This window comes from Patescibacteria group bacterium (genome assembly GCA_041667185.1).
Taxonomy (GTDB): Bacteria; Patescibacteriota; Patescibacteriia; order SG8-24; family SG8-24; genus JBAYFM01.
Map to the genome: position 1 here is coordinate 1 of JBAYFM010000011.1, position 12,644 is coordinate 12,644.

The window sequence follows — 12,644 nt, forward strand, 5'->3', positions numbered from 1 at the left end:
AAAAAAAACCGCGCTCATGGGAGAGTGCGGCGAGCTAAAGATAATCGGAGCTGGTGGAGAATCTACTATCTCCGTTTCTCCCTGACTCCGTCTCTCCCACACATTCGCGGCGGAGCTTTCAGAAGAAGGTCGTTCAGTTTTCGACTCGCCGGTAGGTTTTGGCGAAAGCGTCGGCGTCGATGAGATAAGGTTCGCCGTCCGTTTTCCCGCTCGCATCGCAGGTGTCGGCGATCAGACAGCGCTCGTCGCCGGTCTGCGGCGAACCCCACGAAGCCAGGATCTCGATCGGCTTTCCGAACGGATTCGGGATCGCGCGGCAATAACCTTTCGCCGAGTACGCGCCGGGTTCGTCAGTCGCTTCGTAGCGGCCAAGGAATTTCTTTTCCGAGATGACGTACTGTTCGCCGGACGGGTTGGTGACAATCCAGTCGCCGGGGCCGGCCTTGTTCTCCGTTTCCTTGACGCCGCTTTCGAGCACGGTCGTGATCTCCTCGCCCGCGACCGCTGGCCGAGCCCGCACTCGTCCTTGCTTCTTGTAGACGGGCGCCGAGGCGAGTGCACTCAGGATCTCGGGCGACTTCCGGTCGATCAGTTCCTGTTTCGTTTCCATTTTCAGTTTCCTTTCGGAGTTTGTTTTGGCGCGAATTTATCCGGAACTTAGTATATTTTGACCGAAAAGTCAAGATGAGGGAGAGACGGAGTTGGGGAGATAGTCGGCCTCCAGCACTCCAGCTCTTCAGCACTCTAGTACTCCAAAATTGATCATCTCGCGCTTACAAAAACAGCCGCGATCGTGTTGATGGCGGCGTTTTTGTCTTGGATCTTTTAATTCTGGATCGCGGATCATCATCTCGCCACGATCATCACTTTGGCCCCGTTCAGGACGTCGCCGCCGTTCCAGTCATGGAGCGCGTTGAACAGCACGTCTTCGGCATAGAGATAATCAGTGCCTTTGCGCGTGCCGGGATCGTTAGTGATGATCCAGCCGGGCTTGTAACCTTTGGCGACCAGCATGTGGTAGACCGGGCCGCCGTTCTTGAAGTTCGGATTATGCAGGTTGCGGCCCGAGGCGCCGAGCATCACCGGATGTCCGGCGGCGAGTTCGCGTTTGATGTCGTCGATCGAAGCGACGGGCAGCACTTTGACCGAACCGAGCTTGAGGTAGGAGCGCATAATCTCCGCGGTCTGCGCGGCGTCGGTGCTTTCGAAATAACCCAGCGAAGACATCTCGTAGGCGACGATCCCGTCGATGAGCCGCCGCATCTCCTCGCGGCTGAATCCGGTGGTGCCGTTCAGATAACCCTGGACCATGAGCATGGAGGCTTCTTCGCAGGCGTCCTCATCCTTAGCGTCCCAGACGGAAAAGGGCGCCTGGTAGACCATCGGGACTTTCAGGTTGATGCTCGCGGGCAGGGCGGGAGCGGACTTGGCAGGAGCAGGATCGGCGGGCGCGGGCTCGGCGGCCGGGGTTTCAGCGGCGGCTGGAGCCGGCGGCGGTCCGACGACCGGAGCTGGGGGAGACGGGGTGATGGCCGCGGGTTCGGCTGGCGGAGCGGTCTTGGTAAGTTCGCCGACTTCTTCGGCCGAGATCGCTGGCGGCAGCGGACCTTGTTCCGCGCGGCGCAACAGATCGCTGGCATCCTGGCGGTAACGCCAAAGGAGCATGGCCGAGAGGACCGTGACCAGGCTGATGGTGACGATGAATTTTTTGGCGTTGTTGATCATAAGGAAGTGTGAGAGTGCGGGAGTGCAGGAGTGCGGGAGAGTAAGATCTCGCAACCTTGTCTCTCATGATTCTGCCGTAATTTTGCTCCGTTGTCGAGTTTTAATCCCTGAATTATTGTATACTGGCAATATGATCAGATACGCTCAACTCAACGGTTTTTTTAGTCGGCATCGCTGGCTACGCTACGCCTTATTCTTCGCGGTTGCTTTGGCCGTGAATAGCTTCGTGCTCTGGCAGCGTTCTTTTGCCGATCCGGATTCTTTTTATCATCTGAAGATGGCTTTGCTCCTCAAGGAGCGCGGTTTCGTCGCTGATTTTCCCTGGCTGCCGTTCACGACCTTGGCGCACGCTTACGCTGACCATCATTTTTTGTATCACTGGGCGATGGTGCCGTTCATCGCCGTCTTCGGTCCGTTCGTCGGCGCCAAGGCGTCCGCCGTCTTTTTTGCTTCGGCCGCGCTGACCGCTTTCTATCGCCTGTTGCGCGTCTGTCGCGCCGCTGCCCCGCTTTTCTTCGCGGCCCTGCTCGCCACCTCCGGAACTTTTCTGTTCCGGTTCGATCTCGTCAAAGCCACGGCGCCGTCGCTGCTCATCCTGTTTCTGGCTCTCGCGGCCTGGCGTGAGCGGAAACCGCGGCTCTTGTTCCTGCTGGCCTGGGTCTACGTCTGGACCCACGGCGGCTGGCCGCTGCTGCTCGTCGCCGCCGCGGCTCTCGCGACCGGCGAGTTCTTGTCCGGATCGATCTTCGACGGCCGGACCGGAATCGCCTGGCACGGGCTGTCGCTTCGCCGTCCGTCGCGCGACATAATACTGAATCTCGCCGCGATCGCGTCCGGCCTCGTTGCCGGCGTGCTCGTCAATCCGTATTTCCCGAGGAATCTGCAGTTCTACTGGGAGCAGATCTTCCAGATCGCCATCGTGGGTTTCCGCGATCGGATCGGCGTCGGCAGCGAGTGGTACGCGTATCCGTTCCTGGAACTTTTCCGAGCAGCCGGCACGGTCTTCGTCATGGCCGGCGTCTGTCTGACGATCGTCGCGTACGTCGTCCTGCATCGCCGCCAGATCAAGATCCTGTCCGGCGCGGCTGATCCCAACGAACGCCGGAATGCCGCGCTCGTCTTCGCGGCGGTCCTGCTCACCGGCCTGTTCCTGCTGCTCACACTGCGCAGCCGGCGGCATGTGGAATATTTCGTACCCTTCGCGTTCCTCGCGGAGGCGCTGGTCCTGGGCACACTCTGGCGCTGGTTCGACTGGCAGCCGCTCCGGACTTGGATCCGTACCGGATCCCGCTCGTTAGTCGTCTGGTTCGTCCGTCTGGCGCTGTTGTATTTCGCCGTCTTCTTCGCTTTCACCATGGTCCGCGGCGTCCTCGGCGTCCGGAAGCTTTATGAAAAAGGTTATTCCTGGACCCGCTATCAGCGCGCGGCCGAATGGTTGCAGACCGCGGCGGTCGGCGGCGAGGTCGTGTTCCACAGCGACTGGGATGATTTTCCGATGTTATTTTTGTTCAATGATCGCCAGGTTTACGTCAACGGATTGGACCCGACTTTCCTGTATCGCCAGGATCCGCAGCTGCACGACGAATACGTCGAGATCACGACCGGACGGATGGCGAGCGGGGCCGCGGCCGCGATCCGTCGCGATTTCAACGCCCGCTTCGTGATGATCGAGAAAGACCACGTCGCCATGCGCGACGCCGTCGCGGCTGACCGGCGGGCGGCGTTGGTATATGATGACGCAGAGGTCTGGATCTATGACCTGTCGGCGCTATGAAGATCACCATCGCCATTCCGGTGCTCAATGAAGCCGAAATATTGCGACCGTCAGTCGAGAAACTGCGGCATTTTGTCGACGCGCGGCTGGCCGAACATGAAGTGACCATCGTCATCGCCGACAATGGTTCCGATGACGCCACGCCGGCGGTCGCGCGCGAACTGGAGCGGTCGCTCAGCGGCGTCCGTCATCTGCGGCTGGAGCAGCGCGGCAAGGGCTTGGCCATCCGCTCGGCTTGGCAGAAGTTCCCCGCCGAAGTCTGCGCTTTCATGGACGTTGATCTCTCGACCGACCTCGCAGCGCTGCCGGAACTCGTCCGCGTCGCGGCCGTGACCCAGGGCCTGGCGGTCGGTTCGCGTTATCAGGCCGGTTCGCGGGTCGAGCGGTCGCGCTTCCGCCGGCTGCTGTCGCACGGCTACCTGATCTTCCAGCGTCTGGCGCTCGGCACCAAGACCGCGGATCTGCCGTGCGGTTTCAAAGCGGCCGCGGCGAACGTCGTCGACCGGATCCTGCCGACGATCAAGGATGACGGCTGGTTCTTCGATTCCGAACTCGTGGTCCGGACCGAACGCGCCGGCCTGCCGGTCGCGGAATTGCCGGTCGTCTGGAGCGAAGATTCGGTTCCAGGGAGGCGGTCGAAAGTGCCGGTATTCAGGACGATCCGCCGGTACGCGACAAGCGTCCTCGCTCTCCAGTCGGAGCTGGCCGCGCCGCCGCCGCGCGACGGCCGTCCTTTCGCCGTCGGCGCGCGGGAAAAATTCTGGCTGCTCCTGCTCGCCGCCGCGGCCGTCATCGCGACTTCCATCGCGCCGCTTTACGCCTGGTGGCGCTCGGTGCACGGCGGCGGCTTCTGGACCGGCCTGCAATTCTTGGCGCCGGGCGACATGAACGTTTACCTGTCGTATATCAACCAGGTCAAAGGCGGCGCGTGGCTGCTCCAGAATGATTTCACGACCGAGCCGCTGCTGCCGGTGTTCAACATCCTGTGGCTGTCGGTGGGCTGGCTGGCGCGCCTCTTCGATCTGACGGCGATCGCGGCGTTCCAGGTCGCGCGCGTGCTGCTGATCCCGGTCTTCGCCGGCGTCGTCTATCTGACCGCCGCCCTGTTCCTGCGCGAGCCGCGGGAACGGCTGGCTGCCGCTGCGCTCCTGTTGTTCGGTTCCGGACTGGGCGTCTACCTCGCGCCGCTCATGGGTTATCAGACGGCGGACGCCCAGGGTTACGCGTGGCCGATCGATCTCTGGGTGGGGGAAGCGAATGGCTTCCTGACGCTGTCTTACAGTCCGCATTTCATCGCTTCCTGGATCCTGTTCTTGCTGGCTTTTTATCTGTTGGTCAGGTCTTTTTTGAGCGGCCGCCTGCGTTATGCCGTGGCGGCCGGGATCGCGGCTCTGGTCCTCTTTGAGTTCCATCCGTTTCACGCGCCGACCCTGTATGCCGTGCCGACGCTCTGGCTGATCTGGCGCTCGCGCCGGCGCTTCCAGGCCCGCGCCCTCGCGGCTTACGCTATTTTCGTCGCCCTCTCCCTGCCATCGGTCGCCTATCATTATTATCTGACGCACTACGGCCAGGCGGCGGTCGCGCTCATGAACAACAATGCCAATCCGACACCTGGACTTCTCTACGTCCTCGTCGGCCTGGGTCTCGTTTCGGTCCTGTGGCCCTTCGGTTATCTCCTCGGCCGCCGGCGGGATCAGGACGATGGCCGCTGGTCGTTCCTCGTCGTTTGGGCGCTGGCGCAATTCATCCTGATTTATCTGCCGCTGATCTTCGGACGCCGCTTGCTCGAAGGTCTGGAATTTCCGCTGGTCATCTTGTCGCTGCCGGTCTTCCTCGCGGTCTGGGCGATCATCCGCGAACGGAATATCAGGACGCCCGCCTATCTTGGCGTTCTGGCCGCGGTCATCGCGCTGACCTTGTTCCTGCCGTCAACCTTGGTCTCCATCGGCCGCAACCTGAGCCACTACCGCACGAATTCGCCGCCGATGTTTTTTCTTGACCGCGACGAACAGGCCGCGCTTGCCTGGATCGCTGGCCAGACCGCGCCGGAGTCCGTGTTCCTGAGCGACCAGCCAGCCGCGCACTCGATCGTCGGGCTCGCTGGCCGGCGGGTTTATGTCGGCCACATCGTCAATACGCTCGATTTCGAAGCGAAGCGCCGGGCCATGCTGGATTTCTACTCGGTCATGGCCGCGGCCGAGCGCGAGGCTTTTCTCGCGGCGCGCGGCATCGGCTATGTCTACTATGGTCCGGATGAGCGGCAGCTCGGCGTCGTGGCCGCGACCGCCCGCTTGCGTCCGGCTGCCGCGTTCGGAGCCATCACTATCTTTCGTTTTGAACCCGCTGCCGATATCGCCGCGGACTGATTATGAAAACCCTGGTCATCATCCCGACTTACAACGAACAAGAGAACCTGGCGCGGGTCGCGGCCGCGGTCCTGGATCTGGGTCTCGCTGATCTGGACATCCTCGTGGTTGACGACGCTTCGCCGGACGGCACCGGCCGGCTGGCCGACGGACTCGCGGCCGCGCATCCGGGGCGCGTGTCCGTCCTGCATCGGAGCGGCAAACTGGGGCTCGGGACGGCTTACCTGGAAGGTTTTCGCCTGGCGCTGGAGCGCGGCTACGACGCCGCCTGCGAAATGGACGCCGACGGATCGCATGACCCGCAGGATCTGCCGCGGCTGATCTCGTCCGTGGCCGCCGGCGCCGATCTCGCGATCGGTTCGCGCCGCATTAAAGGCGGCCGCACCGAGGGCTGGCCGGCTTATCGCAATCTCATCAGCAGCTCGGCCATGAAGCTGACCAAATGGGCGCTGGGCCTCAGGACCGAGGATGTGACCGCCGGCTTCCGGTGCTATCGGGCGGCGTTGTTGCGCAAGATCTTGCAGAGCGGCGTCAAAAGCAACGGTTATTCTTTTCAGGAAGAGACGCTTTATTTGGCTGAAAAAAACGGGTTCCAGGTCGCGGAGATCCCGGTTGTCTTCCGGGATCGCCGGTTCGGCAGCTCCAAGCTCACCAAGCAAGAGGTCTGGCAATTTTTCGCCACGATCTGGCGTCTGCGCCGCCAGAAATAAAAGGCCGTTCGCGAGCGGGGATCGAGCGCGTTTTGTCGCCGGGATGATTGACAAAGCGCGTTTTTTGTGCTAATCTTTTTCGTCGCGCGTTCTTTCCCAAACATTCAACCGAGGAGAAAATCATGAAGAATTTTCTGGCGAGCCTGTTCATCGCAGTCTTGGTCAGCAGCTGCGCCGCGACTTCGGCGAACACGGACGGGAACGATGCCCTCCGCGCGCTGCAGTCGGACAATGACACCCTGGTCCAGATCCTGGTCCTGAACAAGCTGGCCGAGCGCCAGAGTGAGTTCGGCCTGGCGTCGCCGCTGGCGAAGTCCTTGTCGGATCAGCCGACGGACCGCCTCGCCGTTCAGCCGTTCCCCAAGAATCTGGCCAAGACCGAGAAGACGGCCGAAGGCTGCGAGTCCGGACCGGAAGCGATCGAGATCGTGAATGACTCGCTCTTCTTCCTCAAGCTGGGCATCGACGGCCAGGACGTCACGGTGCTGGGTCGCGCGAGTTCGACCGAGTTCGTGGCGCCGCATCAGCGGATCTATCTCTGCTCCGCAGCCGGCGAACACGTCGTCGCGGGCACGGTCTATGTCGCCAGGGACATGATCGCGCCGCGAGCTGAGGGTGCCGCCGCTGGCGAGCTCATCGAGCTCGGCACGCTGGAGCAGAAGCTGACCGTCGGTCCCGAATCCGCCGCCGTTTGGGCGGTCAATACCCGGGACGTGATCCTGCCGGCTTCCCTCCGTTGATCGTTCTTTCCTCCAGCCATCTCAAAACCCACGGCCTCTCTGCCGTGGGTTTTCATTTATTTCTTTTTGGCGCTACTGGCCATTGATCAGCAGCGGCGGCAGAGCGGCGGCGCCGAAATTCTTTCGCGCCATGATCTCGCGTCTGGTCGAGCCCAGCGGCCCCAGTACCAGGCGGCTGTCAATGAGTTCGAGTGAGATTTCCGGATAGTACCAGCCGTCGGCGAGGCTGGCAGCGGGCAGGTTCAGTTCCGCGACGGCTTGGCGCTGAGCGATCTCGGAGGTCGGCGTCAATCCGCCGCCGAGCGGGAAAGCGCGGTCATAAACGGTCTGGCCGGCGCTGTCCTTGAGTCTGACGCGCATGGCCAGATCAGCGGCGACAGGCGCGGTCGCGGACCAGGCGGTCGCGAGCGCGATGACTTTTTCTCCGGCGGTTCCGGTTACTCGCAGTCCCCAGGAATCCAGGGTGATGCCCGAAGCGAATTCATACGGCGCGCCGGTCAGCTCCGCGGCCAGGTCAGCCGGAGCGGCCAGATTATCGATCAGGATCAGGTTTTCCCGGGCGAAGACCGCGCCGCCCTTGGCCGCTTCGCGCAGCCGCGCGTAGCCGCCGGCGTAATGCGGCTTGGTCCAGTCCGTCCTCAGGAACTGCGCCTGATAATTCAGGAGATCGTCGGTGTCGAGCGCGACGTAGCGGACGGTGGATGGCAGGGTGTAGGGCGTCAGGGCGAATTGCGTGACGCCCAGGAATTGATAGTGCAGGGAGTAAAGATATTCGCGGGACGAGAGTTGCGGCAGGAAAGCATAGCTGGCCGCGACCGCCGCCTGCGGTCCGACGCGCGCCAGCAGATCGTCAGCTGCAGCCGCTTGTTCGCGGCGGCTTGCGCCATCCGCCGCCAGGACGGCCGCGTCCTTGAGCGGCCCCAGGACGAGATTTCCGTAGAGCGCCGCGAAGACGAGCAACGCGGTCAACAGCAGCCGCGCGTCGGGCAGGCCGCGCTTGGCGAGACGGGCCGCGAATTTCGGCAGGGCGGCCTGGCCGTCGAGCGCCGCGGCGAACAGCGCCGGCAGGAACAGCGTCGAATAATGCGTGCGCAGGATCAACTCGCCGCCGCCGGGCGCGCCGAGGATGATCTGCAGGAGCGGCAGAGCCGCCAGGATCAGGCGCCGCGGTTTCAGCAGGATGAGCAGCAGGGCGAAAGGCAGGGCGAAACCCAGCAGCATCTCCAGATTGGCGAAAGTGAACAGATGCCCGAGCACGCGCAGCGGCCGGGTCAGGGTATTCAGCAGCATCTCCGCCGGCGTGTTACCCAGCCAGGAATAGTAGATCGCGTATTTGTAGCCGCCGACCGGAGCGAAGCGCGCAATGAGCCGCAGCGCCGCGACGAACCAGACGCCGCCGAGCGCGACCGGGGCCAGCCGCCAGGACCAGGATCTTTTTTCGATCCAGGCCAGGACGCCGAAAGCAACGACGACCAACGCGACGTCCTCGCGGACGACGAGCGCCAGGAGCGCGAAGATCAGGAAGTGGCGCAGCCGGCCGCGGTCGTATTCGCGCAGGGCGAACAATAGCGGCAGGAGCGCGAACGGCAGGATATGGAATTCGTAGATGTTGATGTTCTGGACGAGAGGGGAGGCGAGCCACAGGGCCGCGATGGCGATGGGCGCGAGCGAGCGGGCCGCGAAGCGGCGTTCGGCGATGAGGAAGAGTGGCCAGGCGGGCAGCGCCAGAGCGACGGTCTGCAGGACGAGCAGGGTCCGCGGGTCGGGGAAAAAAGCGTAGAACGGCAACAGGAAGGGGATCGCCAGCTCAGCGTGGTCGCCGAGCGAGGAATGAGGGTGGATCGAACCCTCGAACCAGCGGCCATGCAGGAAATTCCAGAAGACCTGATTGAAATAAGCGAGATCAATGGAGTCGTAGAGGTAAAGGCCGTATTTCCAGAGGCAGAGAGCGGAAAAAAGGCCGATATAAGCCAGGATCATGACCCAGAGGACGCTGCGTTGGTGTCCGCTGAGCCATTTCAGCGCATTTTTGAGCTGCCGCTTCATATGGGCTAATCATATAGCACCGGAGGTTTGGGAGGAAGCTGGGGGTGAGGGGAGTGTTGAGAGTACTGGAGTGCGGGAGTACTGGAGTGCGGGAGTACTGGAGTGCGGGAGTTCTGAAGGTTTGAGATCAAGCTTCCGCACTTCAGTACTCCAGTACTTCAGCACTTCAGAACTTCCGCACTTCGTCCCCCTCCCGTTGACAAAACGCCTTTTTTATGCTATATTCAGCCGTTACGAATGTTTCGTAACACGGTCCGCGTTCGGCTTCGGCCGGCGAGACTGAGCTCATTACAAACACTTCCGGCTCGCGAGAGTCCGGAGTTAGAGTTCCAAAAAGGAGGACGTCATGTCAGACAAGAACAAGGAAAAGGGCAAGGACAAGAATCAGAATCCGGACAAGCCCACAGTGGGCGAGACCATCGGCACCGTCGCGGAATCGTACATCGAGCGCCTGATCATCAAGATCGTGCACATGTTCGCTGATTCGCGACCGGTCGAGGCTCTGATCCGCGACCTGTCGCCCGATGCCATCGAGACGATCTACCAGGTCGTTCCCGGCGTCGTCGGATTCGCCATCGGCAAAGTGCCGGATAGCGCCTTCAAGTCCCCGGCTCGCGCCGCGTATGTCCGTTCGCTCGTGAACGAGGCTGGCAAAGCCATCGGCGACGTCGTCAAGGAGAAGAAGGAAAAGGGCGAAGCGGCCACAGTCGAGGACAAGGAAAAAGCAGTCGAAGCGGCGACCGGCAAGGTCAACGCCAAGAAGCTCATCCTCGCCACCGGCCTGGCGCATCAGCCGACTTGCGTCAATCTGCACGACCTGAAGGCCGAGCAGAAACGCGAGATCTCGTTCAAGGACGTGATCGATCAGAAGCTCAGGGTGGCGCCGTGCTGTTTCGAAACCATTGACGCCGAGCTGCAGAAGCCGGCGGCCGCGCCAGCGCCCAAGAAGCTGAGACCGAACGCTTCGCCGTTCGACATCCTCGGCACTCTGAGCCCGGAGCGGCTCAAGGAGTTCACGTCCTGGATCGACACGCTCACGGTCGGAGAGCGCAAGCGGGCGGTCGACGCCCTGCATGAGCTGGATTCGGAAGAGGAGTTCATCGGCTTCATGGCCATGGATCCCCAAGTCCGTCTCGAGCTCCTGCCGCTTCTCGAGAACCGCAACGCGCGGCACTTGATCGGCAAGTTCTTCGCGTTCGTCGGCGCACTCGTGAAATCCGGCTGCCCCAAGGCCGCCGGCATCGTGAAGGCCGGCTGGCGGAAGTACACGGAGTTCGATCAGAGCCTGGAGCCGCTCGTGGCGGCCCAGCTCCAGAGGATCAAGACGCCGCGTCCGCAGCCTAAGTGGTGGAAAATGTTCCTGCCCATCTGACCATCGAAGGAGGTCTGCAATGAACCTGATCAAATTGATCGGACTGGTCATCGGCAACGAGGCCAAGGACGCCGCCGGCTGGGTCAAGGATAATCTGACCTTGTCCGAACGGCTCCTGTACGTTTCAGTCATCGTTCCCGGTCTGCTCATGGCGACCGGCGTGGTCGTGGGCTTCTATGCCTACGAGCATGAGATTGCGGCCGGACTCACGGCGGCCAAGGGTTGTATGCTCGCGGCCGGCATCCTGTACGGCTTGCTGTCGACGCTCTTCTGGATCAGGGCTACGATCCTGATCCATCTGGTGTCGCTCGCGACTAAGGGGCTGAACAAGTTCACCGACAAGGTGGAAGTGCTCAGCACCGAGACGGCGGAGAAGTTCGTCCGCTGGTTGCGCGGTATCACGGCCTGGCTGACGGCGGCTTGTCTCTATGCCGCGGTCATTCCGTTCTGGCGTAGCCTGACGGCGACCGCGGTCTCCGTGATCTGCCTCATCTTCTTCTCAGCGGTTTATTCCAGCCACTGGTTCGAAGGGCCGCGGCTCCGCAAGTTCACCGTCAGCGCCGCTGCGATCATCTTCGTGATAGCGACGCTCGCCATGGTCAACCCGCGTTTCGCCGCCGCTTTCGGGCAACTCGCGGATTCGTCAGCTGATCAGCTGACCGACATCAGCGAGCGCCGCGATCTGCTGGGCCAGGTTTCCGCTCAAGCCGACAAGGCCGCGACGGAGATCGACCAGCAACTGCTGCTGAAGCTCGGTGAACGGCGCAATGCCATTCTGAAGCGGGCAGTCGAACTCTGCGACGGGCGTTTCTGCTCGGAAGCGGAATCAGCCGACTACGGCAAGCTCGAAGCGGACATGGAGAAGGTGCGCAACGGCAGTTACTGGAAGGATCTGACCGGTCCGACCGAGTCAGCCACCGGAACTTTCCGGCAATCGGACGGAAGCGTCGGATCGATAGTCGATCTGTCGCCACCGCCGCCAGCAGCGCGTCAGGCGACCAAGGCGAAACATCAGCCCGCAGCGCCAGACGAAGACGTCTTCCAGGAACTCAGCAAGTATCCAGATCTTTGATCTTCACCCCCCCGTTCGGCTATCAGCCGGACGGGGGTTTTCTGTAGGCCGCGGAATACACGCCGGCTCCTTGCCGCGGCCGGAATCCCTGCAGGCGGCAGCCTGGCGCGCCTGGATACTTTGGCGTAAGCCGAAGGCGCTTTTGCCGGGGGCAGCAGAAGTGGTATGACATCCGTCGCCTTGCGGGATTTTATCTCGCGGTCGGCCATCATTGGTGCCAAAAATAAGCTTGGTTGCGCTAATTTCTGCCAACGCCGCATCTTGACAATCAGCTTAAAATATGCTATATTTGGATGTCATTTTGGAGGGTCGTACCTCCGAATGCGTTCATTCAAAAACCGCCCCATAAGGGCATTCAATGTCCCCATCAGGGGCGAGGAGGTCAATCATGAAGGCTCTCTATCGTGAACTGTCCAAGGTGTCCGCGCTCGCACTCGCTATCGCGTCGCTCGCCAGCTGTAGTTTCGCTTCGGTCTCGTCAAAGCCGGGCGTCTACAGCTTCAACGGCTACACCCGCGATCCCGAGGTCCTGGCCCAGGTTCTCTCCGAGAACTACGTGCAGGAGTACAACAGCCAGCAGTATTGGAAGGCCGTCGAAGAAGGCCGAGCCTACCCCTCGATGGGAGGCGGCGTCGGCGGCGACTACCAGTACTACTTCGGCGATGTCATCCCGCCGGCCGGTTACGGTCAACCAGTGGCTCCGGCCGCCGGTTCGCCCGGGTACGTCACCCAGGACGAACTCCGCAAGGTCGAAGAGAAGGCCAACGATTCCCTGAGGATGCACAAGAAGCTGCAGCAGAAGCTGCAGCCCGATCAACCCCAACAGTAGCGGCCAAGCC

10 protein-coding genes are annotated in these 12,644 nt (G+C 61.9%); 7 read left to right on the top strand and 3 right to left on the bottom strand.

Annotated features, from left to right (window positions below):
- Window positions 1–133: 133 nt before the first annotated feature.
- Window positions 134–610, bottom strand: a complete 477-nt coding sequence (locus WCT10_04345; protein MFA6604036.1) for a PGDYG domain-containing protein — start codon at window positions 608–610, stop codon at window positions 134–136.
- A 236-nt stretch (window positions 611–846) separates the two neighbouring features.
- Complete coding sequence (locus WCT10_04350) at window positions 847–1,725, bottom strand: C39 family peptidase (GenBank protein MFA6604037.1); 879 nt, start codon at window positions 1,723–1,725, stop codon at window positions 847–849.
- A 130-nt stretch (window positions 1,726–1,855) separates the two neighbouring features.
- On the opposite strand from WCT10_04350, the gene WCT10_04355 reads away from it, so the two are divergent.
- The 4 genes from WCT10_04355 to WCT10_04370 all read left to right on the top strand — a co-directional run bounded on the left by WCT10_04355 (window position 1,856) and on the right by WCT10_04370 (window position 7,315).
- The gene (locus WCT10_04355; GenBank protein MFA6604038.1) at window positions 1,856–3,499 is read left to right on the top strand and encodes a hypothetical protein; all 1,644 of its coding nucleotides are present in this window, start codon (window positions 1,856–1,858) and stop codon (window positions 3,497–3,499) included.
- The gene (locus tag WCT10_04360; GenBank protein ID MFA6604039.1) at window positions 3,496–5,865 is read left to right on the top strand and encodes a glycosyltransferase; all 2,370 of its coding nucleotides are present in this window, start codon (window positions 3,496–3,498) and stop codon (window positions 5,863–5,865) included. The genes WCT10_04355 and WCT10_04360 overlap by 4 nt, the downstream gene beginning before the upstream one ends.
- Window positions 5,866–5,867: 2 nt before the next feature.
- Window positions 5,868–6,575 (top strand): polyprenol monophosphomannose synthase, encoded by a 708-nt coding sequence (locus tag WCT10_04365; GenBank protein MFA6604040.1) that lies wholly within the window; start codon window positions 5,868–5,870, stop codon window positions 6,573–6,575.
- A 122-nt stretch (window positions 6,576–6,697) separates the two neighbouring features.
- Entirely contained in the window at window positions 6,698–7,315 is a 618-nt protein-coding gene (locus tag WCT10_04370) for a hypothetical protein (protein MFA6604041.1), read from the top strand.
- 72 nt (window positions 7,316–7,387) lie between these two features.
- On the opposite strand, the gene WCT10_04375 is transcribed toward WCT10_04370, so the two are convergent.
- Window positions 7,388–9,361 (bottom strand): DUF2079 domain-containing protein, encoded by a 1,974-nt coding sequence (locus WCT10_04375; protein MFA6604042.1) that lies wholly within the window; start codon window positions 9,359–9,361, stop codon window positions 7,388–7,390.
- A gap of 346 nt (window positions 9,362–9,707) precedes the next feature.
- On the opposite strand from WCT10_04375, the gene WCT10_04380 reads away from it, so the two are divergent.
- The 3 genes from WCT10_04380 (at window position 9,708) to WCT10_04390 (ending at window position 12,634) form a co-directional block, all read left to right on the top strand.
- On the top strand, window positions 9,708–10,733 hold the full coding sequence (locus WCT10_04380; GenBank protein MFA6604043.1) for a hypothetical protein: 1,026 nt from the start codon (window positions 9,708–9,710) through the stop codon (window positions 10,731–10,733).
- 19 nt (window positions 10,734–10,752) lie between these two features.
- Window positions 10,753–11,805, top strand: coding sequence for a hypothetical protein (locus tag WCT10_04385; protein MFA6604044.1), 1,053 nt, complete (start codon window positions 10,753–10,755; stop codon window positions 11,803–11,805).
- 388 nt (window positions 11,806–12,193) lie between these two features.
- The gene (locus tag WCT10_04390) at window positions 12,194–12,634 is read left to right on the top strand and encodes a hypothetical protein (GenBank protein MFA6604045.1); all 441 of its coding nucleotides are present in this window, start codon (window positions 12,194–12,196) and stop codon (window positions 12,632–12,634) included.
- The last annotated feature ends 10 nt before the right edge of the window (window positions 12,635–12,644 follow it).